The sequence below is a fragment of the Mycolicibacterium sp. TUM20985 genome (assembly GCF_030295745.1).
In the GTDB taxonomy this organism is placed as follows: Bacteria; Actinomycetota; Actinomycetes; order Mycobacteriales; family Mycobacteriaceae; genus Mycobacterium.
Genome location: NZ_AP027291.1, coordinates 944,079 through 968,566 on the forward strand (window position 1 = coordinate 944,079; position 24,488 = coordinate 968,566).

Here is a 24,488-nt window from a genome sequence, read left to right on the forward strand (position 1 = left end):
CGTAGAAGGGGTTAACGTGCCCGAAGACTCCAGTCCCCGCCACGATTCGGATGAGGTCGCCACCCTCCGTTATCCGGGGGGCGAGATCGACCTGGAGATCGTGAAGGCCACGGAGGGATCCGACGGCATCGCACTGGGGTCCCTGTTGGCCAAGACCGGGTACACCACCTTCGACGGGGGCTTCGTCAACACCTCGTCCACCAAGAGTTCCATCTGCTACATCGACGGGGACGCGGGCATCCTGCGGTATCGCGGGTACCCCATCGAGCAACTCGCGGAGAAGTCGACCTTCATCGAGGTCAGTTATCTGTTGATCTACGGCGAACTTCCGACCGCCGACCAGCTCGAGAAGTTCACCACCCAGATTCAGCGGCACACCCTGCTGCACGAGGATCTCAAGCGCTTCTTCGACGGCTTCCCCCGTGACGCCCACCCGATGCCGGTGTTGTCCAGCGCCGTCAATGCGCTCTCCGCGTACTACCCGGATTCGGTCGACCCGCTGGACAAGGAACAGGTCGAGCTCTCCACGATCAGGCTGCTCGCCAAGCTGCCGACGATCGCGGCGTATGCCTACAAGAAGTCGGTCGGACAACCGTTCCTCTACCCGGACAACTCGCTCACGCTGGTCGAGAACTTCCTGCGGATGACGTTTGGCTTCCCCGCCGAGCCCTACGAGGTCGACCCGGAGATCGTCCGCGCGCTGGACCTGCTGCTGATCCTGCACGCCGATCACGAACAGAACTGCTCGACGTCGACGGTGCGGTTGGTCGGCTCGTCGCAGGCCAACCTGTTCACTTCCGTGTCGGGCGGAATCAACGCGCTCTGGGGTCCGCTGCACGGCGGCGCCAACCAGGCGGTGCTCGAGATGTTGGAGAAGATCCGCCGGGACGGTGGTGACGTCCAGGAGTTCGTCCGCAAGGTGAAGAACCGCGAAGAGGGCGTGAAGCTGATGGGCTTCGGGCACCGCGTGTACAAGAACTACGACCCGCGGGCGCGCATCGTGAAGGAGCAGGCGGACAAGATCCTCACCAAGCTGGGCGTCCAGGACGAGTTGTTGGACATCGCCAAGGCGCTCGAGGAGGTCGCGCTGACCGACGACTTCTTCGTCGAGCGCAAGCTCTACCCGAACGTCGACTTCTACACCGGCGTCATCTACCGGGCGATGGGTTTCCCGACCCGGATGTTCACGGTGCTGTTCGCCCTCGGCCGGCTGCCCGGCTGGATTGCGCACTGGCGCGAGATGCACGAGTCGCCCAGCAAGATCGGGCGCCCGCGGCAGATCTACACCGGTTACACCGAGCGTGACTATTCGGACATGGGCGGTCGCTGACCCTCACTGCGACGAACGTCACCGGTTCGTCGCTTGCGATCGCGACGGTTGTAGTTCCACAATAGTTGTGTGAATACAACTGATGTTGGCGACACGCTGACTCCCCGGCGCAAGGCCATCATCCTGGTGTCCTGTTGCCTCAGTCTGCTGATCGTGTCGATGGACGCCACGATCGTCAACGTCGCGATCCCGAGCATTCGCACCGACCTGAACGCCTCGCCGTCGGAGTTGCAATGGGTGGTCGACGTCTACACGCTGGTGTTGGCGTCCCTTCTGATGCTCTCCGGTGCGACGGGGGACCGGTTCGGTCGCCGACGGGTATTCCAGATCGGCCTCGTCGTGTTCGCCGTCGGCTCGCTGCTGTGCAGCCTGGCGCCCGACATCGACACCTTGATCGGCGCCCGCCTGCTGCAGGCGGTAGGTGGCTCGATGTTGAATCCCGTTGCGCTGTCCATCATCTCGCAGATCTTCACCGGTCGCGTCGAGCGGGCGCGGGCACTGGGCTTCTGGGGTGCGGTGGTCGGCATCTCGATGGCGCTCGGACCGGTCGTCGGGGGCCTGCTGATCGAAATGGTCAGCTGGCGCGCGGTGTTCTGGATCAATTTGCCGATCTGTGCGGCGGCCATCGTGCTGACGGCGATCTTCGTGCCGGAGACCAAGTCGAAGACGATGCGCAACATCGACCCGATCGGCCAGGCTCTCGCGGTGCTGTTCCTGTTCGGTGTGGTGTTCACCCTCATCGAGGGCCCCGGTTACGGCTGGACCAATCCCCGGGTCATCGCGGTGGCAGTGGTCGCTCTGATCGCGTTCGTGGCCTTCCTGCGGTACGAAGCCCGGCGCCATGACCCGTTCATCGACCTGCGTTTCTTCCGCAGCCTCCCCTTCGCGGGCGCCACCCTGACCGCGATCTGCGCGTTCTCGGCCTGGGGCGCGTTCCTCTTCATGATGTCGCTGTACCTCCAGGGGGAGCGCGGCTACTCCGCCATGCACACGGGACTCATCTACGCGCCCATCGCCATTGGCGCCCTGGTGTTCTCACCGATCTCGGGTCGGATGGTCGGCCGGTTCGGCGCGCGTCCGTCGTTGTTGACGGCCGGCGTGCTGATCACCGTCGCCTCCGTGCTGCTCACCTACCTCACCAAGACCACACCGGTGTGGGGCCTGCTGGTCATCTTCGCCGTGTTCGGCATAGGGTTCTCGATGGTCAACGCCCCGATCACCAACGCGGCGGTGAGCGGTATGCCGCTCGATCGGGCGGGTGCCGCGTCGGCGGTCACGTCGACCAGTCGGCAGATCGGGGTGAGTATCGGTGTGGCGCTGTGCGGTTCGATCGCCGGGTCCGCGCTCGCGCAGACCGGTGCCGACTTCGCCGGGTCCGCCCGGCCCCTGTGGTTCATGTGCATCGGGATCGGTGTGATCATCACGCTGCTGGGCTTCTTCTCGACGACCCCGCGGGCGATGGAGTCAGCCGAGCGCCTGGCACCGCTGATCGCCGGTACCGCCGCCCGGAAGGTGGACGCCAATGTCTGACGACCGACTGGCCGACGAGGTCTGGCGCACCATGGCAGCCGTCGTCATCGACAACCGGGACGCCTGGAAGCGGGACGTCGTCGAGACCACGGGCCTGCCCTTCAGCAGGATCCGCGTACTCCGCCGACTGGCCAAGCGGCCGATGACCGCCAAGGAGATCAGCGAGGCCGCCGCCATGGACGCGCCGGCCACCAGCGTCGCGGTCAACGACCTGGAGGATCGAGGCTTGGTCGTGCGCGAGGTGAATCCGAGCAACCGTAGGTGCAAGGTCATCTCGCTGACCGAGGAGGGCCGCCGCGTCGTGGCGAGCATCGACCGGGTCGACGATCCCGCGCCCTCACCATTCACCGAGCTGAGCCCGACCGAATTGAGCTCGCTCGCAGCGCTTCTGGCGAAATTGACCGCGCACTGACCTCGTGCCCTAGAGGATCGAGGCGAAGCTCACCGCTCGCTCAGTTCAGGTAGCCTTCGACTTCGGTCTCGGGGCGCACACTGGCCTGGTCGGGATCCTGGCCGGTCTCGCGCAGGGCCCGCCGCTGCCGGAGCAGATCCCAGCACTGGTCGAGCTGTACCTCGAGGCCGCGAAGTCGGCGATGTTCCTCGGTCTCGTCGATCTCGTGATGCTGGAGCTTCGCTCGGAGTTCCTTCTCCTCGGCGACCAGTTCGTGCACGTGAGCGAGAATGTCAGTGTCCTTGTTCGGGTCCATAGTCACGTCTCCAGTCTGCCCGACTACGGTGTGAACCGTGGCCACGAAACCCGAGATCGAATTTCCCGATGGTCCGGCGCCTGCCGAACTGGTGATCGAAGACGTCGTCGTCGGCGATGGCCCCGAGGCAGTCCCCGGTGGCACCGTGACGGTGCACTACGTCGGCGTCGAATATGACACCGGTGACGAGTTCGACAGCTCGTGGAACCGCAACGAGTCCATCGAGTTCCCATTGCGCGGTCTGATCGAGGGCTGGCAGGATGGCATCCCCGGGATGCGCGTCGGCGGTCGGCGCAAGCTGGTCATCCCGCCGGCGAAGGCTTACGGCCCCGAGGGATCCGGGCACCGCTTGTCGGGCAAGACGTTGATCTTCGTGATCGACCTCCTCGACGCCCGCTGAGTGCGCGCCCCGTTCCTGATCGTCCTGTCCCTGCTGCTCGCGCTGGCCGGGTGTGGGGGTTCGGACCGAACCGATGCGACCACGATGCCGCCCGCGACCACCACCTCGACGACGGTTGAGACGACGGAGGCGGGCGGTCCGTTCGGCGCGATGTCGATCGTCCGGACGGGTAACGGGTTCGACCTGACGGGTGAGCTGCCCGACGAGGCGACGAGGGGCTTGCTGCCCGAGTCGATCAGGCAGGCGATGCCGGGGGCCAGGATCGTCGGCCATCTGACCGTCCGGGCCGGTGTCAAGGCGCCCGAGTTCTCCGGGCTGGGCGGCTTGTTCGGCGCGGCTCTGGACATTCCGGGGTTTACCGCGAAGCTCGTCGGCGACACCGTGACGTTGACGGGGACGGCCGCCTCGGAGGAACTCAAGTCGGCGGCCGGGTCGGCGGCCGAGACGACGTGGCCGAAGGTGCGGATCGTCAACGACATCGAGGTCAAGGCGACCTGAGAGCTCTCAGGACGGGCCGGGCAGACGCAGCAGCAGCCGGACTCCGCCCAGCGGGCTCTGCTCCAAAGATGCGGTCCCGCCGTGCAATTCGGCCTGCTGGGCGACCAATGCCAATCCGAGGCCAGAACCCGAGTGCGACGCCGTCGAACCGCGCGCGAACCGATTGAACACGACCGTGCGTTCCTCCTCGGGAATTCCGACCCCGTCGTCGTCGATCGTGATCTCCACGCCGGCGCGGGAACTCACCGCCGACAGCTGGATCCGCGTGGCGCCACCGTGCTTGACCGCGTTGGCGATCGCATTGTCGACGGCCAGCCGCAACCCGGCGGGCAGGCCCACGATGATGACCGTCGGGGCGGGCACCAGCGAGACGTCGAGATCGGCGTAGACGCGCATCGCGTCGTGGGCGGCACGATCGAGTAGTTCGGTGATGTCGACGGGCGCATGATCGTCGGAGGTCGAGAGTTCGCCCTGGGCAAGCCTTTCGATCGCCCAAAGGGTCGACTCGATGCGCGTCTGCGTCCGGATGACGTCGTTCAGCACTTCCTTGCGCTGATCTTCCGCCAGGTCCAGCGTGGCAAGCACCTCGAGATTGGTGCGCATCGCCGTCAGGGGGGTGCGCAACTCGTGGGACGTCACGGCGGCGAAGTCGCGCGACGAGACGAGGGCGGCCTTGGTGCGGTCCTGCTCCTCCCAGATGCGTTGCACCATGCCGTTGATGGCGTCGGCGATCTCCACCGCCTCGGTGGCACCCCGGACGTCGATGTCGGGCGCCGCGCCGCCGACGTCGATCGCGCGGGTCTGCTGGGCCAGCCGTTTCAGGGGGCGGACCGCGAATGCGGCCAGTAGCCAGCCCGCCACGGCCGCCGCGCCGATCGCGAACGAACAGATGATGATCACCCGGCGGTGCAGGTTGTTGGTGTCGGCGATGGTCGCGTCGTAGGTGGCGCCGACCGCGGCCGTCATCTGTCCCTGCGGAGCGGTGATCTCTACCGTGCGGACCCGGTAGCGCACGCCGTCGATCGTGGTGTCGGCGTAACCGGCGGGCAGTTCCGGCAGCGTCACGTCGGAGTTGGACGTCACCTGCCCGTCGGCTCTGCGCACGGTGATGATCGCGTCCTCGTCGTTGGGGGACTTGGGGATCTGATCAAGGCCGCGAGGCAGGAACGGGATCGCGAAGCCGGCCGCCTCGTCGAGCCGCCGGTCGAGCCGTTCTTTGCGGTCGTTGGTGATGCCGATCCACACGATCGCGCCGACGATGCCGACCACGATCGCCGCCGCGATGGCCGTTGCGAACGCCACGCGGGTCCGCAGCGATGGTGTTCGCCGGAGGACGCGCGACAGGAAGTTCACGGCCTACCTATTGCTGCCGGAGGACGAACCCCACGCCCCGGACAGTGTGCAGCAGCCTGGGAGCGCCGCCCGCCTCGAGCTTGCGGCGCAGATAGCCGATGAACACGTCGACGACGTTGGTGTCGGCGGCGAAGTCGTAACCCCACACCAGCTCCAACAGCTGAGCGCGGGACAGCACGGCGGTCTTGTGCTCCGCGAGGACGGCCAGCAGGTCGAACTCCCGCTTGGTCAGATCGACGTCGACGCCGTTGACGCGGGCCCGTCGGCCAGGAATGTCCACCTCCAGCGGGCCGACGGCGATGGTCTCCGAGGAAAACGTCGCCGTCGCGCCGCGTCGCCGCAGCAGGGCCTTGACCCTGGCGACCAGCTCGGCCAGGACGAAGGGCTTGACGAGGTAGTCGTCGGCGCCGGCTTCGAGGCCGGCCACGCGGTCGTCCACCGAGCTGCGCGCCGACAACACGCACACGGGCACGTCGTTGTCCATGGCCCGCAGCGCGGTCACCACGCTGACGCCGTCGAGCACCGGCATGTTGATGTCGAGGACGATCGCGTCGGGCCGGGTCTCGGTCGCGCTGCGCAGCGCCTCGGCGCCGTCGACCGCGGTGCTGACGTCGAAACCCGACAGCCGCAGTCCCCGTTCCAGGGAAGCCAACACGTCGGGGTCGTCGTCCACCACGAGCACTCGTGGGGACGCAGTACCGCTGGCTCCCAACTCCATGGGGTCATCTTGCCTGACGCAGTTCAGTCGGTGCGGTAGGCGCGTGTGCGGCTACGACGCGGCTCGGACTTATTTACGCGTTGGCAAGGCGAAATGCCCATGGTCGGTGCTAACTTCAACCCTCGTGCAGCCGAACGGTCCCCGCCTGATCGTCGAACCTGATGACGGCCTCGGCCCAGTCCTCGATCTCCTTGGATCGGCGCAGACATCGCTGCTGATCAAGCAGTTCACGCTGACCGATGAAAGCCTCATCGAGGCCATCATCGACCGAAGGCGCGCAGGGGTCGACGTCAGGGTGATGCTCAACGCGGCCCGTTCCGGCGGTGACCGGGCGAACGACGAGACCTTCGAGCGCTTCTCCGCAGCGGGCATCGACGTCAAGTGGGCCAACCCGAAGTTCTACGTCACCCACGAGAAGTCGGTGGTCGTCGACGGGAAGGTCGCGCTGGTCGCCACCTTCAACATGTGCCTCAAGTACTTCACCCTCACCAGGGACTACGGCGTGATCGTCGACGATCCGGCGCTCGTCGCCCAGATCGTCGAGGTGTTCGACGCCGACTGGAACCACGACGACTGGGTGCCGTCGGTCTACGAGGGCCTCCTGTGGAGCAATTCCAATTCTCGTCTCCACATGGCCCGCTTCATCGACACCGCCACGCGCCGGGTCGACGTCCAGCACCCCAAGTTCGTCGACGCGGTCATCCTCGATCACCTCGCCGCCGCAGTAGGCCGCGGTGTGAAGGTGCACGTCCTGTGCGGCGGCAGGCACGGCATCAGCGACACCGATGTGCTCGACACCTTCGCCTCGTTGCGCACCTTGCGCCGGTTCGGAGCCAAGGTGCACAAGCAGAAGAACCTCAGGGTCCATGCGAAGCTGCTGATCGTCGACGACGAGCGAGCCCTGGTCGGCTCCATGAACATCGACCGAAGCGCCTTCGACCTGCGGCGCGAACTCGGCATCACGCTCACCGAGCCGGCCGTCGTCGCCCGGCTCAAGGCGGTGTTCGACGCCGACTGGGAGCTGTCCCACCACTACGATCCGCCCGACCCGCTCGATCCCTCGACGCATCACGAGGATGACTTCCCACACGACCCCGAGCTCGTCCATGAGTGATGCCGCGACGCCTGAACGGGTCTCGTTGGGCGAGTTGGCGTTCACGTTCAACCACATCGCGCTGGCATCGTTCGGCGGCGGACTGTCGGCGTGGTCACGTGAGGTGATCGTCGTCGAGAAGGAGTGGATGGGCGACGCGGAGTTCCTGTCCGCGATGACCATGTGCCGCATCCTGCCCGGCGCCAACCAGGTCAACATGGCGGTATTCACCGGCACGAAGATGCGGGCCGTCCCCGGCGCGGTGGCCGCCGTCCTCGGCCTGTGCTTCATGCCGTTGGTGATCGTCCTGGTGCTGGCGTTCCTCTACTTCACCTTCAAGGAGGTGCCTGCGGTCAAGGGTGTTCTGCACGGCGCGTCGGCCGCGGCGGTGGCGCTGACCCTGGCCATGGTGGTCAAGACGGGGAAGACCTGCCTGACCGGCGTCGTCCCGGTCGCACTCTTCGTGACGGCCTTCGTGCTGAACGGCGTCTTCCGTTGGCCGCTGCTCGGCACGCTCGCCATCGTGGGGCCACTGAGTTTGATCTGGGCGTGGCCGAGGCGCGCCGCCGCCGACCAGGCCGACGCGTGAGCACCTATCTTCAACTGGTCATCCTGTTCGGCGGGCTTTCGCTGATGTCCATCGGCGGCGGCAATGCCGTCCTGCCCGAGATGCACCTCCGTTCGGTCCAACAGCATCACTGGGTGAGCGACACGCAGTTCGCCGACCTGTTCTCGATCTCCCAGACCACGCCGGGGCCGAGCATCCTGATCGTCGGCATGATCGGATACGCGGCCGGGCTGCCGGTCGGCGGGGTACTGGGCGGCGTCCTCGGAGGTGTAATCGCGACCGTCGCCATGGTGATCCCCGCCGCGTCGCTGGTCTACGCCATCACACTGTTCTGGCAGAAGGCCGAGCAGTCGAAGTGGCGGATCGCGGTGGAGAAGGGTTTCGCCCCTCTGACGGTCGGGCTGATCCTTGCGTCCTCGCTGGTGATGAGCCGCGCCGCCGATCACGGTTGGCGGGCGTACCTGCTGACCGCAGTGTGCACGTTGGTGTTCGTGCGCACGAAGATCAACCCGCTGATCGTGGTGGCCATCGCCGGTGTGATTGGCTACTTCGGCATCGTCTGAGCGCCCCAGCCTCTCGTAGGTGTCGAATTCCTCGCGAGGCGCGTCGTCTACGTCACGGTCGTGAGTCGCAGCCCACCCGTGGGAATCGCCACCCCGGCGCAGAAAACGGGTATAGCGAGCAAACGGACTTCTCTGGCAATAAAGCGACACGGGTAAGGAATTGACCTCATCTTTCGTTGAGGTTTTACGGTGATTACATGAGCATGGAACTAGCGGCCAGTCGGGCCCTGTACCGCCAGCGGAATGCCCGCGGCGGGGATCTCCGTGCGCTCGCAAACCGTGCGCTGCTGCGGCGCATCTGGCTGTTCTCGGCGCGCCATCATCGTCGGCTCGGCTTCTTCGTCGCGGTCAGCGTGGTGGGCGCTCTGCTGGCAGTCTCCACCCCGGTCCTGGCGGGCCGAGTCGTGGACGCGATCGTGCACGGCGGACCGGCGACCTCGGTGGTGGTGCTGGCGTCGGTGATCGCCGCGGTGGCGTTGGCGGAGACGGCCGTCGGACTGTTGACACGCTGGCTGTCGTCGCACATCGGCGAGGGCTTGATCCTGGACCTGCGAACCGCGGTGTTCGACCACGTCCAGCGGATGCCGGTGGCCTTCTTCACCAGGACGAGGACGGGTGCCCTGGTCAGTCGTCTCGGCAACGACGTGATCGGCGCCCAGCGCGCCTTCTCGGACACCCTCTCCGGTGTGGTGGGCAACCTGGTCACACTGGCCCTGACCTTGGCCGTGATGCTCAGCATCTCCTGGCAGATCACCCTGCTGTCGCTGGTGTTGACGCCGTTGTTCCTGCTGCCAGCCCGCCGTATCGGGCGGACCATGGCCACGCTTAGCCGCGAGAGCGCCATCTACAACGCCACGATGAACACCCAGATGACGGAACGGTTCTCGGCACCGGGGGCCACCCTGGTCAAACTGTTCGGAGATCCTGGCCGGGAGTCGTACGAGTTCGCGACGCGTGCAGGCAGGGTCAGGGACATCGGCGTGCGGACGTCCATGTTGCAGGCCACCTTCATGAACTCGCTGACCTTGATGTCGGCGCTGGCGCTGGCGCTGGTCTATGGACTCGGTGGCGTGCTGGCCATCGGCGGCCACCTGCAGGCGGGCGCGATCGTATCGCTGGCGCTGCTGCTCACGCGGCTGTACGCGCCCCTGACGGCACTCGCCAACGCGCACGTCGAAATCGCCAGTGCGCTGGTCAGTTTCGAGCGGGTCTTCGAGGTGCTGGACCTGACACCGCTGATCGAGGAGAGCGCGGATGCAGCCCCCGTGCCCGACGGCCCCGTCGCCGTCGAATTCGACGACGTGCGGTTCACCTATCCGTCGGCGGACAAGGTGTCCCTGGCCTCGCTAGAGGAGGTCGCGATCCTCGACGATCGTGGCGGCGACGAGGTGCTCCATGGTGTCTCGTTCACGGCCGAACCGGGACAAATGATCGCGCTGGTGGGCTCGTCGGGTGCCGGCAAGTCGACCATCGCATCCCTCCTGGCGCGGCTCTACGACGTCGACTCCGGGGCTATCCGCTTGGCGGGCAACGACGTCCGCGATGTGACGTTCGCCTCGCTGAAGGACACCATCGGCGTCGTCACGCAGGACGGGCACCTGTTCCACGAATCCATCCGCGCGAACCTGACGCTGGCCGCCCCCGACGCGTCCGACGACCAACTGTGGGAGGCCCTGCGCCGGGCTCGCCTGGCCGATGTGGTGGCCGACATGCCGGACGGCCTCGACACGGTCGTGGGCGAACGCGGCTACCGCCTGTCTGGCGGACAACGGCAGCGGTTGACCATCGCGCGGCTGTTGCTCGGGAACTCTCGGGTGGTCGTGCTCGACGAGGCGACGGCCTCGCTGGACTCCGAGTCCGAGGCCGCGGTGCAGCAGGCGCTGGCCGAAGCGCTCGAGGGCCGCACGTCTCTGGTGATCGCGCACCGGCTCTCGACCATTCGGGCCGCCGACGTGATCTTGGTCGTCGAGGACGGTCGGATCGTCGAACGCGGCACGCACCGCAAACTGCTCGCCCGGCGCGGTCGCTATGCGGAGTTGTACGAAACGCAGTTCGGCGACGAGACCTCCGCCGCATGAATTCGGTTGTCGGGCGTGGGAGCCTTGAAGCCGTGATGCACGAACGTGAGGCGGGACTGGCCTCCGAGCCGGCCATTGCGCCACCGCCTCGGCGCATCCGGTCGTCGTCGGACATCCTGCGCCTGCTGCCGTATCTGAAGCCCTACCGGGTGCGCTGGATCTCGATGCTGATCGCAGCCCTGCTCAGCCTGGTGGCCACCGTGACCATTCCGCTGATGACCAAGGCCGTGATCGACGGCCCGGTCCGCCAACAGAATCAGCAGCAGCTCTGGATCCTCGGCTCCATCGCGATGGCCGTGCTGATGTCCGAGGCCGTGCTGTGGTTCATCCGTCGCTGGCTGGTGTCCCGGGCCACGATGGGCGTGGAGGCCGACATCCGCAAGGATCTGTACGCGCGCCTGCAGATCCTGCCCATGTCGTTTCACGGCAGGTGGCAGTCGGGTCAGCTGCTCTCGCGGGTGATGAACGACCTGAGCACCATTCGTCAGTTCCTGTCGTTCGGCCTGCTGTTCTTGTTGCTCAACGTGATTCAGATCATCGTCGTGACGGGCATCCTGCTCGCGATGTATTGGCCGCTGGGCGTCGTCGTGGTGGTCTCGATCGTGCCGATCACCGCGACCGTGCTGCACTTCCAGCGTCAGTTCACCAAGCTGTCCCGCGCCGCCCAGGACCAGTCCGGCAACGTTGCGACGCACGTGGAAGAGCAGGCCCTTGGGCTGCGGGTCGTCAAGGCCTTCGGTCGCGAGGAGTACGCCTACGAACGGTTCGATCAGCGCGCCACCGCGCTGTTCGACACCGAGGTGAACAAGGTCGGGGTGTCGGCGAAGTTCTGGACGCTGCTGGAGGTGATCCCTAGCGTCAGCCTGATCATGGTGCTCGGTCTGGGCGCCTACGCGGCGGGCAACGGCCTGGTCACCATGGGCACGCTGGTCGCGTTCATCACGATGATGTTGTCACTGGTGTGGCCCATCGCCTCGTTGGGCTTCCTGCTGTCCATGACCCAGGAGGCCATGACGGCGGCCAACCGCGTCGCGGAGATCTTCGATGCGCCCCGTGAGATCACCGACGGTCCCGAGCGCGATGCGCCCCGCGGCGGCCGCCTGCAACTCGTCGACGTCGGCTTCAAGTTTCCCGACTCCGACGTGTGGGCGCTGCGCCACGTCGACCTCACCGTCGAACCCGGCGAGACGCTCGCCCTCGTGGGATCGACCGGGTCCGGCAAGTCGGTTCTGGTCGCCCTGCTGTCGCGGTTGTACGACGTCACCGAGGGCGCCATCCTCGTGGACGGGCACGACATCCGCGAACTGTCGCTGCCTGCACTGCGGCAGGCGGTGGCCACTGCCTTCGAGGATCCCACCCTGTTCTCGATGTCCGTGGCCGAGAACCTGAGGCTCGGCCGGCCGGCTGCGACGGAGCAGGAGCTCGCGCAGGCGGTCGAGGTGGCGGCCGCCCGGTTCGTGTACGACCTGCCGTTCGGCCTCGACACCCGGATCGGCGAACAGGGCATGAGCTTGTCGGGCGGTCAGCGCCAACGACTCTCGCTGGCCAGGGCGTTGCTCGCGGCGCCGTCCATCCTGGTGCTCGACGACACGTTGTCGGCACTCGACGTGCACACCGAGGCCGTGGTCACCGAGGCGCTGCGCCGTGTGCTGGCATCGGTGACCGGCGTGGTGGTTGCCAACCGCGCGTCGACGGTGCTCATCGCCGACCGGGTGGCGCTGCTCGAGGGCGGCACCATCACGCGCGTCGGCACCCACGCCGAATTGCTTTCAGACGCACCGGAATACAGATACCTCCTGGCCGCCGACGACGATCTCGACGATGGTGCCGAGCGGAGTTGCGACTGGGTTCAAGACGATGACCGCAGCCGACTCGACCACCTGTACCGCGAGCACGAAGCGGCCGAGATCCACGACGACGACCGCCAGCGGGAAGCGGCTGAACGACGATGATGAGCGTTCGCGCGAAGAGTGGACGGTCGTGACCACCACGGACTGGCGCGGCCGCGCCGTCAGCAACGACGACGACGACCTCCCGATCGATGAGTCGATTTCCCGCCGCCGCGAGGCGCGCAGCCTGCTCGGTGGGCTGTTGCGGCCGTATGCCACCGCGGTGGCCCTGTTGACCATCGTCATCGTGGTCGAGAACGCCGCGCGGCTGTCCGTGCCACTCCTGGTTCAGCGTGGTATCGACCACGGCATCCCGCCGATCGGCGACGGTGGCTCCGCCCGCGAGCTGATGCTGATCGTCGGGGCGCTGTGCGGGGTGGTGCTGGTGCAGGCCATCAGCCGGATGTTCTTCCTGCGCCGTTCGGGGCGGATCGGTCAGGAGGTGCTGCTGGCGTTGCGCCGCAAGATCTTTCGGCACTTTCAAAGGCTCGACGTCGCCTTTCACGAGCGGTACACCTCCGGTCGCGTGGTGGCCCGTTCGACGAACGACGTCGAGGCGATCCAGGACATGTTGCAGACCGGGTTCGACGGTCTCATCACGGCGGTCCTGACACTGCTGGGCACGTCGGTGCTTCTGATCGTCCTCGACGTGAAACTCGGCTTGATGTGTCTGTGCGCCTTTCCCGTTCTGGTGCTCCTGGTCTGGTGGTTCCGCACCCAGTCGGCGAAGACCTACAAGAAGGTGCGCGAGAGCGCCGCCCTGGTCATCGTGCAGTTCGTCGAGACCATGACTGGGATCAAGGCCGTTCAGGCCTACCGTCGCGAGCCGCGCAACCAGCAGATCTTCACCGACGTCGCCGATGACTACAAGACCATCAACGAGCGGGCGTTCAAGCTGCTCGCGATCTTCATGCCCGCCGTTCGACTGGTCGGCAACGTCACCACCGGCGGTGTGCTGCTCTACGGCGGCTACCGCGTGCTGCACGGTGAGATGACGCTGGGCACGCTGACCGCGTTCCTGCTGTACCTGCGGATCTTCTTCGAGCCCATGCAGGAAATCTCCCAGTTCTTCAACACGTTCCAGTCCGCGGCGGCGGCGCTCGAGAAGATCGCGGGCGTGCTGGCCGAGGCGCCCGGCATCGAGGATCCCGAAGACCCCGTCGCGCTGTCGAAGGTCAAGGGCGACATCGCCTTCCGGGACGTGAAGTTCTCCTACGTCCCCGACCGCCCCGTGCTACCCGACATGGAGCTGCACATCCCGGCGGGCCAGACCGTCGCCCTGGTCGGCACCACCGGCGCGGGCAAGACCACCATCGCCAAGTTGATCGCCCGGTTCTACGACCCGACCTTCGGTGTGGTCACGCTCGACGGCGTGGACCTCCGCGACCTGGCGCAGGCCGAGTTGCGCAGCCACGTCGTGATGGTGACGCAGGAGAACTTCATGTTCGAGGGGTCGGTCGCCGACAACATCCGGTTCGGCAGGCCCGACGCGACCGATGCCGAGGTCCGCGAGGCGGCCGAGGCCGTCGGCGCCGATCGCTTCATCGGCGCGCTGGCCGACGGGTACGACACCGACATCGCCAAGCGCGGCGGCCGGCTGTCCGCGGGTCAGCGGCAGTTGATCGCGTTCGCCCGGGCCTTCCTCGCCGACCCCGCGGTCCTCATCCTCGATGAGGCGACGTCGTCACTCGACATCCCCAGTGAGCGAATGGTGCAACGGGCCCTGGCCACGGTGCTGGCCGACCGCACCGCCGTCGTGATCGCCCACCGACTTTCGACCGTCGAGGTCGCCGACCGGGTGCTGGTCCTCGAGCATGGGCGCATCGTGGAGGACGGCCAGCCGGACGAATTGATCCTCGGCGACGGTCGCTACGCCGCGCTGCACCGCGCCTGGGTGGACTCGCTGGCCTGAGCTTCCGGTGGCAGGGTCGCCGTCCTGGTGCGAGAGTTGACCGATGTCGGCCACCAGCGTTGCGCTCCTCGGACGGCGCGCATGCGCCGTGCTCGCCGCGACGTCGGCCGTGTTGCACGCGCTGATGGTCGGGGACGCGGGACGTGCGGTGGTCGCCATTCTCATCGTGGGTATGGCAGCGGCGTGCCTCTACTGCGCACGGGAGCTGTGGACGGCGAGTTCGCCACGGGTATGGGTCGTCGTGGCAGTGATGAACCTCGGCATGGTGGCCGTGCACTGGTCCATGCCCGGCCATCATCACGGGCAAGCCGTGGTCGCGGCGGGATCGACCACGATGTCCACGCTGATGGCCGTGGCCACCACCATCTCACTCGCCGAGGCCGCAATCGCGACGGTCGTGCTGTGGGTTCAGACGCGCAGCAGGGCCGCGAGTTTCTCGCTAGCGGCCCGCAGCCGTGGCGCGATCTGAGCGGCTCCGTCCCGTGCGTCGTCGTCCCCCGATTGCATGTGGCTGACCACGTTCAGGCGGGCACGGTTGAGCCAGTGCATCATCTCGGGGTCGTCGAACCACGTGAGCTGATTGTGGTTGAAGTCGACGGTCATGGTGACCCAGTCGAGCGGCACCATCGGGTGTCGTACGGGTCGGCAGTAGTCGTTCTTGGAGTCGTCGTCGGCATCCATCGCCTCGACGTGGGCGATGACGGCGGCGCTGAACGTCGGCTGGCAGGTCCGCACCGATTGCAGCGTGATGGCGCGGGGGGAGAAGACCGGCGTCGCCTCGCGGGTGCCGATGCCGTCACCGGTGCAGTCGACGTAGAGCGCGTCGGTGTCGATGTCGAGAGTTCCGCCGTCCAGCGTGATGCGACCGGGTTCGACGGTGCGGAGGCGACCCATCCGGACGACGTCGGTGACGCGCCTGAGCTGCTCGAGTTCGCCGCGGGACACGATCGCGCAGCGATACATGGTCGGTTCCACGGTCTTGTCGATGCGTAGCAGGCAGCCCAGCTTCTCGAGACGAAGGTAGAGGTCCTCGATCGACGTCGCCTGAGCGATGGCCCGGGACTGAGCGGAGAAATCGGCCAGCACGCGCCTGGCGAACTGTGGCCCTGGCTGGACGGCCGCGCGGTCCAACAGCCAGGAATCGCGCGGTTTGATCCAGGTCAACTTGTCGGGTGCAATGCCGTGCCGGAGCAGCCACAGACACGAGTCCATGGCAGTCTTGCCCGCACCCACGATGACGTAGCGGTCCCGCAGTCGTCGTCGTGCGAGCTGATTGGGAGGAATGCAGTCGACTCCGGGCGCGACGTCGTAGAGCGGTGGCCGCATCGACGGGACGATGACGCTGAGATATGTGGCATCCACGACGCGGCGTCGGACGGTCACCCGGTAGTCCTCGCCGCCGAGCGTGCGGAAGCGCTCGTCGCCGAGGTAGTCGCTCATCGGAAAGTACGACACCCGCCCACTGGGCAGCAGGTGCTGACGCAGCACCGCGTCGTAGTAGGCGCACACCTCGCTACCGCCGGCGAGTTCGAAGAAGCCCTCGTTCCATCCGCTGGCGTCGATCGAGTCGGTACCCAATCGTCGTGAGTTCACGCCGTAGTACGCCGAGGGCTGGTGCAGTCGGACGAACGGATAGGCGCTGAGCCAGTGCCCGCCGGGCTGGTCGTTGCGGTCGACGAGCACCACGGTGGCGTCCGTCTCGGAGATCAGGGTGTCGACGAACGCCATCCCCATGGCGCCCGCGCCGACGACCAGGTAGTCGGCCTCGATCGTCTGCATCGGCACCTCCGGTTCGGATCAGGCTCGAGCGAGGAGTGCGACGAGCCGTTCGTTGACGTACCGTAGCCGTTCGCCCAGGAGCACCATGTCCGTCAGCGGTCCGACAGGCCCGACAGGCGCGATGCGAGCGTGTTGGAGGCTGCGGGGACGCGGCCGACGACGCCCAGCAGAAGGTTGCGTAGTGGGCGTAGTGGACGAGGCAAGGTGGCCAGTCGGGTCAGCCGGTCGGTCAGCTCGATGACCCGCTGAGCGATCGGGCGGCGGGTGGCGGCGTAGTCGTCGAGCGGCGAGTCGGTGGGCCCGGCGAGTGCGGCCGTCAACGCCTTGGCCAGCGCGACGGCATCCTGGATGCCCAGGTTCATGCCTTGTCCACCGGCTGGACTGTGGACGTGGGCGGCGTCGCCTGCGAGCAGAATTCGGCCGGAGCGGTAGGTGTTGGCCACCCGGTGATGAATGCGGAACCGCGATCCCCAGGAGAGTCCGGTGACGGTGAGGCCTCCCGGCCCCCGGCGATCGAGGATCTGCTGTACGAACCCGGCCGACGGCACCTCGGGCGCATCGTCGACGGGCGCGACGATCCGGAAGCTGCCGTCAGGGAGCGGGGCGACGACGGCCAAGCCTTCGGCGGCGAGGAACAGCCGCACCTCGTCGTTGGGCGCGTCGCCACTGAGGCCGACGTCGGCGAGCACGAACGAATGCTCGTATGCGGCGCCGAAGAATCCAATGCCGGCCTGTTCGCGCACCGTGCTGTTCATGCCGTCGGCGCCGACGACGTAGCGAGCCCGCAGGGTGTCGTGGTCGTCGAAGATCGCGGTCACTCCGTCGGCGTCCTGAGTGAGTGTGGTCAAGGACTTGGCGCGGGTAACGTCGCCGCCGAGCTCGCGAACCCGCTCGAGGAGGAGGCGCTCGGTCGTCGACTGGGGCACCAGGAGGGTGAACGGGAAGGCGGTCGTCAGCTTCGTGAAGTCAATGGCGACAAGAACTTTCGCACCGTCTCGAATGGCGAACCGCGGTGCCTCGATACCCTCCTTGATCAGTCGGCGGGTGACGTCCACTCGTTCGAGCACCTCGAGTGTGCGCGCATTCACCGCCGCGGCGCGCGACGTGTTGGCGCCCTCCTGCTGGCGGTCGACCAACGTGACGTCGACGCCGTCGAGCAGCAGTGCGGCCGCGAGTGTCAGACCGGTGGGGCCAGCCCCCACGATGAGCACGTCGGTGTCCTTCATTGTCATGGCCCCTTGCTCGCCCAATGCCAACGGTTGTTGACTTTTCTTAGCGTGCCCCCCCGTCGGCTGAAAGTCAACAACTGTTGGCTTACACTTTCTGCCATGGGCACGAAGGCGGATCGCACCAAGTCGGTGATCCTGGCTGCCGCCAAGGAACGATTCGCCGAATCGGGTTACGAGGCCACCACCATTCGGGCCATCGCCGCCGATGCGAACATCGACCCGTCCATGGTGATGCGCTACTTCGGCAGCAAGGACCAACTGTTCGCCGCCGCGGCGGAATTCGACCTACAGTTCCCGGACCTGTCCGACGTCGACCCCGCTGAGGTGGGTAAGGCGATGGTGTCGCACTTTCTGGCGCGCTGGGAGGGTGACGAGGCGCTCGTGGTGCTGTTGCGGTCAGCCACCACCAACGCCGAAGCAGCGCAACGGATGACCGACATCTTCGCGGCACAGTTGCTACCCGCGATCGCCAAGTTCGGACCGGCCGATGCACCGCGCCGGGCCGGCCTCATCGCCACGCAGGTATTGGGCATGGCGCTGTGCCGCTTCGTCTTGCGGCTTCCGCCCGTGGTGGACATGGACGGCGACGAGCTGATCGAGTGGCTCGGTCCCACCCTGCAGCGCTATGCGACCGCGCCGTCGGCCGCGGCTCGGTTGAGCTCGCGTTCGTAGGCGACCCGCGGCACCGGAAGTGTCGGTGCTCCAGGCCAAGTGCGCACCAGGGCGTCAAGCCTCGATCTCGCCGGCGATACCCCGTTCGATTCCCGCCCGCGTGACGGCGGGCAACACGATCAACCCATCCAGCTCGCGCTGTGCCTTCGAATAGGCGTTCCGGCGCTCGTCGGCCGTCGCGGCCTCGTCGGACGCCACCCGAAGCAGCCGCTGCGCCCGCTCCAGCCGTTCCTGTGCCTCGGTGGAGAAGTCGCTGCGGCGCCGTCGGATCGCCTCGGCCTCGGCGACGTCGAACGCCGTGACGTAGGCGTGCACGGCGTCGCGGTAGTCGAGTAGGGCATCGCGGTCGCCGGTGAGCTCCTCGGCGCTGGCGGGACGCAACAGGTCGGCGCGGCTGCGGGCCCGGTGGAACTCCGCGGTGAGCGGCTCGCGCATGTCGGTCATCAGCGGAAAGTCGAGCAACTTCGCCACGTCGACCTCGTAGTCCAGCCACCGGGCATCAGTGCTGTCATGGCGCTGCAGCACCTTGCTCGCCTCGCGGCGGGCCGCGGCTTCATCGACCTTCCCGCGCCCCGACGCCTCCGCGACGGCGATCTTGGTCTGCTGCTTTATCCGGTAGCGCTCGAGGCGGCGCTCGGCGCGTCGTTCATTGGCCGCAGTGACGGCCCTGACGCCACCGCCGATCACACCGCCCAAGGGGAAGATCAGCCACCAGAAGTTTCCGGCGAAGTGCAACAACGAGTCCACCACTCCCAGAATGCCATCAACGTGGCAGGCCCCGGGGTGCGAGACGCTTCAGCGCCGCGCGAAACCCAGGATTCGGATTCGCCGTGGGCAAGGTGCTTAACACGTCCGCCAGCGCCTCGTCCGCGCTGACGGTGCCGACCCGGGTGCCATACAGCGCGCCGACGGTCGGCGTCCGGCTGTGGGCGCCGTGACAGTGCACCAGGACGATTCGACCCTCACGCCGCAGCCGGTCTATTAGATCGACGGTGTCGCTCAGGACGAAGTCCAGGTTCTGGTTCGCCTCGGCGCCCTCCCGATCGATCAGCCGCACGTCGTCGTCGTACGGATGCCGTTTCACGATTACCGGCCCCTCCGGACGCGGAAAGTCGCAGTCCGCCCTGATGATTCGATTGGTGAGCGCAACCAGGTCGCGTGCTCGAAGGCCGGGCCAGCCATGCAGCAGCCGCCGCCATGCGCTGGGAACCGCCGAGGCGCCGTACGCCGCGCCGAGGAGACCGCCTGCGATGGCGGCCACGGTGTCGGTGTCGTCGCCGGCCCGCACCGCAGCATCGAGTCCGCGGGTCAGGTGCTCGGCCGGCGGGCCCTGCGCAGTGTTCGTCGTGTGGATCGCGCACCAGGCTGCCTGCAGCGCGGCGACGACCCAGCCGTTGTTCTCGATCTCCGCCGGGCTCGACGCCTCCGCCTCCGCCAGTCGATGGGACCACGTGTCGCGGCTCTTCGCGTCCAGATGAGACAGTCCGACCCGCACGTCCAACTCGCCGGTGAGCACCGCGTGGCGAATGGCGCAGCACCACAACACGCACGCCTCGCCCGCATCTGGCTCGTAATGCGTCAGCGCGCTGATCTCGCGGGCGGCGGTGACGAGCGCATCCTCGTCGTGAAGGTAGGCCAATGCGACGGGCGCGGTGCGCATCAAGGCGCCATTGCCTCCGGTACGGCCACTGCGCTCGTGCATCTGGAGGGCGGCGTACCTGGCGGGTAGGGACCAACCTCGCTGTGTCCCAACGTAGTCGAGTACGGAGCGCGTCTGGATTCCGACGTCCTTCGAGGCCCGCGACCACCCGTACCAGCGCTCGACGATGGCGTCCTGCGCCGACTCGTCGCGCAGGTCCGCGCCCGCGGCGGCGACCTCGGCGATCGCGATGGCCATCGACGTGTCGTCGGTCCACTCGCCGGGCTCCCACCCGAAGGCACCGCCGCCGACCATGGCCACGGTCTTCTCGGGGCCCCTCGCCGGCTGGAATTCGTACGGTGCGCCCAGGGCGTCACCGGCCGCAGTGCCGAGCAATACGCCGTAGGCCCTGTCGACCTGAGCCGTGGTTGATGTCATGTCGTGCCCTTCCCCGAGCGCATTTTGCGCAATAATGAGCTAAATAAACGATACAACGAAGGGACGACAAGAATTCTCACCGACTACCCCCGCCCGTCGGTTGCCGTCGACACCGCCCTGCTCGTCCTGGACCCGACCGGCGCGGAACTGCTTGTGCTGCAGGTGCGGCGCAACGACGACATCGGTTGGGCGTTGCCGGGCACGTTCCTTCATCCGGGGGAGCGCCTCGCCGACGCGGTCGATCGAGCGTTGCGCACCAAGGCCGGCGTACGCGGACTGCGGCCGCGGCAACTGCACGTGTTCGACGACCCCGACCGCGATGATCGCGGCTGGGTGCTCTCGGTGGCGCACCTCGCCGTCGTCCGCTCCGAACGCATCTCGATGCGCCTTCCCGATCGCACCCGGCTGATGCCGACGACCCAGCCAGGCCGACTGCCCCATGACCATGGCGGCATCGTCGCCCGCGCGGTCGACGATCTTCGGACGCGCTACGTCACCGGCCCGGATCCCGACCGGCTGCTTGGTACCGAATTCACGCTGCGCCAACTACGGCTGGCGCACGAGGCCGTGATGGGAGAGGCACTGCAGCGAGACCGGTTTCGGCGCATCATGGCACCCCAGCTCGAGACCACCGGTCAATACGTCGCCGCTGGCAGGGGCCGCCCCGCCGAGCTGTTCCGCGGCCGCCCAAGCTAGGAAGGCAGCCCGATCTCGCGATATCGCTTCAGTCGCGACACCAGACGGTCCTCGGAGCTGAGAGGTCGCAGGGCAACCAACTCGGCGGCGATGGTGGCCGAGAGGCGGCCGGTGAACTCCAACGGCGTGTCGGCGGCGTCGGTGTGCTCGGGCACGATGGCATCGACGATACCGTTGCGCAACAGGTCTGCCGACCGGATACCTTGTGCCGCTGCGAGTTCAGGAGCGTGATCGACGTCGCGGAAGACGATCGCACTGGCGCCTTCCGGTGGCAGCGGCGCCAGCCAGCCGTGCAGGGCCGCGAGGACGCGATCGGAGGGCACCATCGCCAGGGCCGGGCCGCCACTGCCCTGGCCGAGCAGGACCGACACCGTCGGGGTGTCCAGCGTGACGAGTTGCGCGAGACACCTGGCGATCTCGCCAGCCAGACCGCCCTCCTCGGCTTCGGCCGACAACGCGGGCCCGGGTGTGTCTATGACGAGCACCAGCGGTAGTCGCAACCCCGCGGCCAACGCCATCCCCCGCCGCGCCTCGCGCAGAGCCTGCGGGCCGGCCAGCCCCCTGCCGACCCCGCGCTGCTGCCCGACCACCACCGCGGGCTGGCCGCCGAACCGCGCCAGGGCAAGTAACGTCGTCGCCGCCTCGCCATGCCCGCCGGAACCCGACAGCAGCACCCGTTCGGTGGTGCCGTGCCGCAGCAGGTAGCCGATGCCCGGCCGGTCGGGTCGACGCGACGCCTCCACCGAATCCCAGGCGGGGACGTCCTCGATGGACTCCGCTTCGGGTGCCTGCGGCGGCAAGCCCGGCTGGTCCGACAGCACCTTGAGGGTGCGGTCCAACGTCGAGCGCAGTATCTCGACGGGGACCACCCCGTCGATCACGCCGTGGCGGTGCAGGTTCTCGGCCGTCTGGATGCCGGTCGGGAACGGTTCGCCGTACAGGTGCTCGTACACGCGGGGCCCGAGGAACCCGATCATCGCACCCGGCTCGGCCGCGGTGACGTGGCCCAGCGAACCCCACGACGCGAACACCCCGCCCGTCGTGGGATGCCGCAGATACACCAGGTAGGGGAGGTGCGCCTGCTTGTGCAGCTCGACCGCTGCGGCGATCTTGACCATCTGCAGGAAGGCCACGGTGCCCTCCTGCATGCGGGTGCCACCGGAACTCGGTGACGCGACCAGGGGAAGGCGCTCGGCGGTGGCCCGCTCGACGGCCGCGGTGATTCGCTCGGCCGCGGCCACGCCGATCGATCCGGCGAGGAAGTCGAACTCGCTGGCGATGACGGCGATGCGGCGGCCGTAGACCGTTCCCTCGCCGGTCAGCACCGATTCGTCGAGCCCGGTCGCCGCCCTTGCGGCCGCGAGTTCGCGGCGGTATCGGGCGTCGGCGTCGACGTCGAGCGGGGTCACGTCCCAACTGACGAATGACCCCTCGTCGAGGACGGCATCTCGGAGGGCCATGGCACCGATCCGGCTCATCGGGCAAGGCTATATAGGCTGACGGCATGATTGGTGTGACCCGCGACGGTGCCGTACTGACCTTGGAGATGCAGCGACCCGAGCGACGCAATGCGCTCAACTCCGAACTCGTCGACGGATTGCGGGAGGCGATCGAGAAGGCCGCCGACCAAGAGGTGCGGGCGATCGTCCTCACCGGCGGGGGACACGTGTTCAGTTCGGGTGCGGACCTCTCCGGTGGCCAGGGCGTCGCCGACGAGCTGCCGGAGAAGGCGAAGGCGCTCAACATCACCATCGATCAGGCGCCGATACCGGTCATCGGCGCGGTCAACGGACCTGCCATCGGCGCCGGTGTGATCCTTTCGATGATCTGCGATCTGCGCGTCGTCGCTCCCGAGGCATACTTCCAGTTCCCCGTCGCCAAATACGGCATCGCACTGGACAATTGGAGCATCCGCCGACTCGCGTCACTGGTCGGCGCCGGACGGGCGCGCGGCATGCTCCTGGCCGCCGAGCGATTGACCGCCGACGACGCCCTGCAGACCGGCATGGCGAACCGCATCGGCACCCTGGCCGACGCGCAGTCCTGGGCCAAGGAGATCGCCGGGTTCGCGCCGCTGGCACTGCAGCACGCCAAGCGCGTGCTCAACGACGACGGCGCCTACGAGGATCCCTGGCCGACCCATCAGGAGCTCTTCGACCGAGCGTGGTCGAGCGAGGACATCATCGAAGCGCAGGTCGCCCGCATCGAGAAGCGGCCCGCGAAGTTCAAGGGCGCCTAGATGTTCTGGCGCGCAGCCCGACTGATCGGTGGGACCGCGGCGGCGGCCGGCGGTGGCTGGGCGTTGCGGGCACTCCAGGGCGCTCCAGAGGCGCTGGGCGCGTCACCGGTCGAGATCGACGGCATCACCAAGGGGTCGCCGCACTATCGCGACGGCGTGTTCGTCAACCTCGAACCCGCCTCCGAGGCGAGCCTCACCCGCCAGCAGCAGTTCCTGCTCGCCCGCGATATCGTCGGCGGCAGCCCGGCCCAGCAGCCCACCACGCCGGTCCCGTTGGTGACGCCCGACCCGAGCGTGGCGGCCGGCGACCTGGCGGCGACCTGGTACGGGCATTCGTCGGCGATGATCGAGGTCGACGGCTACCGCATCCTCGCCGACCCGATCTGGAGCGACCGGTGTTCACCATCGCGTGCGGTCGGCCCGCAACGGCTGCATCCGGTGCCGACCGAGCTCGAGGCGCTTCCGGCCGTCGACGCGGTGATCATCAGCCACGACCACTACGACCATCTCGACGTCGACACGATCAAACAGCTCGCGCTCACGCAGCGGGCCAAGTTCTTCGTTCCGCTCGGCATCGGCGCACATCTGCGGACGTGGCACATCCCGGCCGACCGCATCGTCGAGCTCGACTGGAACGAGAGCGCACACCTCGGCGAGCTGGAGCTGGTCTGCACGCCGGCGCGACACTTCTCGGGCCGCTTCCTGACGCGTGACCTCACGCTGTGGTCGTCCTGGGCCATCATCGGCCCGCGGCACCGCGCGTTCTTCGGCGGTGACACCGGCTACACGAAGAGCTTCACCGACATCGGTTCGGACTACGGCCCGTTCGATCTGACGCTCATGCCGGTCGGCGCCTACCACCCCGGTTGGCCCGACATCCACATGAACCCCGAGGACGCCGTCCGCGCGCACCGCGACGTCACCGACGGGATCGGAGGTCGCCGCCGGGGCGGCTCCGGCGGCCTGCTGGTGCCGATTCACTGGGCGACGTTCCGGTTGGCGCCGCACCCGTGGTCCGAACCCGTCGAGCGGTTGCTGGTCGCCGCCGAGGGCGAGGGTGTCGCCGTCGCGACGCCCAGGCCGGGCCAGCGCATCGAGAAGAGTCAGCAATCGCACACGTCGGTCACATTGGACCCGTGGTGGCGCACCTGAGCGGC

24 protein-coding genes are annotated in these 24,488 nt (G+C 67.5%); 16 read left to right on the forward strand and 8 right to left on the reverse strand.

All coding sequences use genetic code 11. The features are described 5' to 3' along the window. Positions 1 to 16: 16 nt before the first annotated feature. From QUE68_RS04620 to QUE68_RS04630, 3 genes are all read left to right on the forward strand, one after another. A complete protein-coding gene (locus QUE68_RS04620) occupies positions 17 to 1,330 on the forward strand; it encodes a citrate synthase (RefSeq protein WP_284224791.1) in 1,314 nt (437 codons plus the stop codon). A gap of 96 nt (positions 1,331 to 1,426) precedes the next feature. Continuing rightward, positions 1,427 to 2,860, forward strand: a complete 1,434-nt coding sequence (locus QUE68_RS04625; RefSeq protein ID WP_284230674.1) for a DHA2 family efflux MFS transporter permease subunit — start codon at positions 1,427 to 1,429, stop codon at positions 2,858 to 2,860. Then, positions 2,853 to 3,272: a MarR family winged helix-turn-helix transcriptional regulator gene (locus tag QUE68_RS04630; protein ID WP_284224793.1), complete on the forward strand. Its 420-nt coding sequence runs from the start codon at positions 2,853 to 2,855 to the stop codon at positions 3,270 to 3,272. Before QUE68_RS04625 ends, QUE68_RS04630 begins: the two co-directional genes overlap by 8 nt. A gap of 40 nt (positions 3,273 to 3,312) precedes the next feature. Here QUE68_RS04630 and QUE68_RS04635 read toward each other — a convergent pair whose 3' ends face one another. Beyond that, positions 3,313 to 3,567, reverse strand: coding sequence for a DUF2630 family protein (locus QUE68_RS04635; RefSeq protein ID WP_284230675.1), 255 nt, complete (start codon positions 3,565 to 3,567; stop codon positions 3,313 to 3,315). Between the two features lie 37 nt (positions 3,568 to 3,604). Here QUE68_RS04635 and QUE68_RS04640 point away from each other — a divergent pair, with 37 nt between their 5' ends. Next, positions 3,605 to 3,967, forward strand: a complete 363-nt coding sequence (locus QUE68_RS04640; RefSeq protein WP_284232805.1) for an FKBP-type peptidyl-prolyl cis-trans isomerase — start codon at positions 3,605 to 3,607, stop codon at positions 3,965 to 3,967. Then, the gene (gene arfA, locus QUE68_RS04645) at positions 3,968 to 4,465 is read left to right on the forward strand and encodes a channel-forming protein ArfA/OmpATb (RefSeq protein ID WP_284232807.1); all 498 of its coding nucleotides are present in this window, start codon (positions 3,968 to 3,970) and stop codon (positions 4,463 to 4,465) included. It abuts the gene before it with no gap. 6 nt (positions 4,466 to 4,471) lie between these two features. On the opposite strand, the gene QUE68_RS04650 is transcribed toward arfA, so the two are convergent. Both QUE68_RS04650 and prrA read right to left on the reverse strand, forming a co-directional pair. Next, entirely contained in the window at positions 4,472 to 5,818 is a 1,347-nt protein-coding gene (locus QUE68_RS04650) for a sensor histidine kinase (RefSeq protein WP_284224799.1), read from the reverse strand. 7 nt (positions 5,819 to 5,825) lie between these two features. Continuing rightward, entirely contained in the window at positions 5,826 to 6,536 is a 711-nt protein-coding gene (gene prrA / locus QUE68_RS04655) for a two-component system response regulator PrrA (RefSeq protein ID WP_284224801.1), read from the reverse strand. 124 nt (positions 6,537 to 6,660) lie between these two features. Here prrA and QUE68_RS04660 point away from each other — a divergent pair, with 124 nt between their 5' ends. The 7 genes from QUE68_RS04660 to QUE68_RS04690 all read left to right on the forward strand — a co-directional run bounded on the left by QUE68_RS04660 (position 6,661) and on the right by QUE68_RS04690 (position 15,108). Beyond that, a complete protein-coding gene (locus QUE68_RS04660) occupies positions 6,661 to 7,650 on the forward strand; it encodes a phospholipase D-like domain-containing protein (protein ID WP_284232809.1) in 990 nt (329 codons plus the stop codon). Further along, the gene (locus tag QUE68_RS04665) at positions 7,643 to 8,218 is read left to right on the forward strand and encodes a chromate transporter (RefSeq protein WP_284232811.1); all 576 of its coding nucleotides are present in this window, start codon (positions 7,643 to 7,645) and stop codon (positions 8,216 to 8,218) included. The genes QUE68_RS04660 and QUE68_RS04665 overlap by 8 nt, the downstream gene beginning before the upstream one ends. Beyond that, complete coding sequence (locus QUE68_RS04670; RefSeq protein ID WP_284232813.1) at positions 8,215 to 8,760, forward strand: chromate transporter; 546 nt, start codon at positions 8,215 to 8,217, stop codon at positions 8,758 to 8,760. The genes QUE68_RS04665 and QUE68_RS04670 overlap by 4 nt, the downstream gene beginning before the upstream one ends. Positions 8,761 to 8,957: 197 nt before the next feature. Beyond that, the gene (locus QUE68_RS04675) at positions 8,958 to 10,838 is read left to right on the forward strand and encodes an ABC transporter ATP-binding protein (RefSeq protein WP_284224806.1); all 1,881 of its coding nucleotides are present in this window, start codon (positions 8,958 to 8,960) and stop codon (positions 10,836 to 10,838) included. Positions 10,839 to 10,873: 35 nt separating this feature from the next. Next, a complete protein-coding gene (locus QUE68_RS04680; RefSeq protein WP_284234675.1) occupies positions 10,874 to 12,790 on the forward strand; it encodes an ABC transporter ATP-binding protein in 1,917 nt (638 codons plus the stop codon). A 28-nt stretch (positions 12,791 to 12,818) separates the two neighbouring features. Continuing rightward, on the forward strand, positions 12,819 to 14,639 hold the full coding sequence (locus tag QUE68_RS04685; RefSeq protein ID WP_284232815.1) for an ABC transporter ATP-binding protein: 1,821 nt from the start codon (positions 12,819 to 12,821) through the stop codon (positions 14,637 to 14,639). A gap of 43 nt (positions 14,640 to 14,682) precedes the next feature. Further along, positions 14,683 to 15,108: a hypothetical protein gene (locus QUE68_RS04690; protein WP_284232816.1), complete on the forward strand. Its 426-nt coding sequence runs from the start codon at positions 14,683 to 14,685 to the stop codon at positions 15,106 to 15,108. Here QUE68_RS04690 and QUE68_RS04695 read toward each other — a convergent pair. Next, complete coding sequence (locus tag QUE68_RS04695) at positions 15,048 to 16,418, reverse strand: NAD(P)-binding protein (RefSeq protein WP_284232817.1); 1,371 nt, start codon at positions 16,416 to 16,418, stop codon at positions 15,048 to 15,050. The genes QUE68_RS04690 and QUE68_RS04695 overlap by 61 nt on opposite strands. A gap of 92 nt (positions 16,419 to 16,510) precedes the next feature. Beyond that, a complete protein-coding gene (locus QUE68_RS04700) occupies positions 16,511 to 17,644 on the reverse strand; it encodes an FAD-dependent oxidoreductase (protein ID WP_284230677.1) in 1,134 nt (377 codons plus the stop codon). A gap of 102 nt (positions 17,645 to 17,746) precedes the next feature. Between QUE68_RS04700 and QUE68_RS04705 the strand changes: the two genes are divergently transcribed. Continuing rightward, entirely contained in the window at positions 17,747 to 18,319 is a 573-nt protein-coding gene (locus tag QUE68_RS04705) for a TetR/AcrR family transcriptional regulator (protein ID WP_284232818.1), read from the forward strand. Positions 18,320 to 18,373: 54 nt separating this feature from the next. On the opposite strand, the gene QUE68_RS04710 is transcribed toward QUE68_RS04705, so the two are convergent. Continuing rightward, complete coding sequence (locus QUE68_RS04710; RefSeq protein WP_284224814.1) at positions 18,374 to 19,066, reverse strand: ATP synthase subunit B family protein; 693 nt, start codon at positions 19,064 to 19,066, stop codon at positions 18,374 to 18,376. A gap of 16 nt (positions 19,067 to 19,082) precedes the next feature. Continuing rightward, positions 19,083 to 20,396 (reverse strand): ADP-ribosylglycohydrolase family protein, encoded by a 1,314-nt coding sequence (locus tag QUE68_RS04715; RefSeq protein WP_286275209.1) that lies wholly within the window; start codon positions 20,394 to 20,396, stop codon positions 19,083 to 19,085. A 24-nt stretch (positions 20,397 to 20,420) separates the two neighbouring features. On the opposite strand from QUE68_RS04715, the gene QUE68_RS04720 reads away from it, so the two are divergent. Continuing rightward, positions 20,421 to 21,092 (forward strand): NUDIX hydrolase, encoded by a 672-nt coding sequence (locus QUE68_RS04720; RefSeq protein ID WP_454786455.1) that lies wholly within the window; start codon positions 20,421 to 20,423, stop codon positions 21,090 to 21,092. Here the strand turns inward: QUE68_RS04720 and QUE68_RS04725 are convergent. Further along, on the reverse strand, positions 21,089 to 22,570 hold the full coding sequence (locus QUE68_RS04725) for an acetyl-coenzyme A carboxylase carboxyl transferase subunits beta/alpha (protein ID WP_284232821.1): 1,482 nt from the start codon (positions 22,568 to 22,570) through the stop codon (positions 21,089 to 21,091). The two genes, QUE68_RS04720 and QUE68_RS04725, sit on opposite strands and share 4 nt — an antisense overlap. Positions 22,571 to 22,596: 26 nt before the next feature. Between QUE68_RS04725 and QUE68_RS04730 the strand changes: the two genes are divergently transcribed. Next, the gene (locus tag QUE68_RS04730; protein ID WP_284224822.1) at positions 22,597 to 23,331 is read left to right on the forward strand and encodes an enoyl-CoA hydratase; all 735 of its coding nucleotides are present in this window, start codon (positions 22,597 to 22,599) and stop codon (positions 23,329 to 23,331) included. Next, positions 23,332 to 24,483 (forward strand): MBL fold metallo-hydrolase, encoded by a 1,152-nt coding sequence (locus QUE68_RS04735; protein WP_284232822.1) that lies wholly within the window; start codon positions 23,332 to 23,334, stop codon positions 24,481 to 24,483. Positions 24,484 to 24,488: the final 5 nt, after the last annotated feature.

Excerpts from the sequence above, each read along its gene's own strand:
- QUE68_RS04630 (WP_284224793.1), top strand. The coding sequence starts at position 2,853 with ATGTCTGACGACCGACTGGCCGACGAGGTCTGGCGCACCATGGCAGCC.
- QUE68_RS04635 (WP_284230675.1), bottom strand. The coding sequence starts at position 3,567 with ATGGACCCGAACAAGGACACTGACATTCTCGCTCACGTGCACGAACTG.
- prrA (WP_284224801.1), bottom strand. The coding sequence starts at position 6,536 with ATGGAGTTGGGAGCCAGCGGTACTGCGTCCCCACGAGTGCTCGTGGTG.
- QUE68_RS04665 (WP_284232811.1), top strand. The coding sequence starts at position 7,643 with ATGAGTGATGCCGCGACGCCTGAACGGGTCTCGTTGGGCGAGTTGGCG.
- QUE68_RS04675 (WP_284224806.1), top strand. The coding sequence starts at position 8,958 with ATGAGCATGGAACTAGCGGCCAGTCGGGCCCTGTACCGCCAGCGGAAT.
- QUE68_RS04680 (WP_284234675.1), top strand. The coding sequence starts at position 10,874 with ATGCACGAACGTGAGGCGGGACTGGCCTCCGAGCCGGCCATTGCGCCA.
- QUE68_RS04690 (WP_284232816.1), top strand. The coding sequence starts at position 14,683 with ATGTCGGCCACCAGCGTTGCGCTCCTCGGACGGCGCGCATGCGCCGTG.
- QUE68_RS04695 (WP_284232817.1), bottom strand. The coding sequence starts at position 16,418 with ATGCAGACGATCGAGGCCGACTACCTGGTCGTCGGCGCGGGCGCCATG.
- QUE68_RS04700 (WP_284230677.1), bottom strand. The coding sequence starts at position 17,644 with ATGAAGGACACCGACGTGCTCATCGTGGGGGCTGGCCCCACCGGTCTG.
- QUE68_RS04705 (WP_284232818.1), top strand. The coding sequence starts at position 17,747 with ATGGGCACGAAGGCGGATCGCACCAAGTCGGTGATCCTGGCTGCCGCC.
- QUE68_RS04715 (WP_286275209.1), bottom strand. The coding sequence starts at position 20,396 with ATGACATCAACCACGGCTCAGGTCGACAGGGCCTACGGCGTATTGCTC.
- QUE68_RS04725 (WP_284232821.1), bottom strand. The coding sequence starts at position 22,570 with ATGAGCCGGATCGGTGCCATGGCCCTCCGAGATGCCGTCCTCGACGAG.
- QUE68_RS04730 (WP_284224822.1), top strand. The coding sequence starts at position 22,597 with ATGATTGGTGTGACCCGCGACGGTGCCGTACTGACCTTGGAGATGCAG.
- QUE68_RS04735 (WP_284232822.1), top strand. The coding sequence starts at position 23,332 with ATGTTCTGGCGCGCAGCCCGACTGATCGGTGGGACCGCGGCGGCGGCC.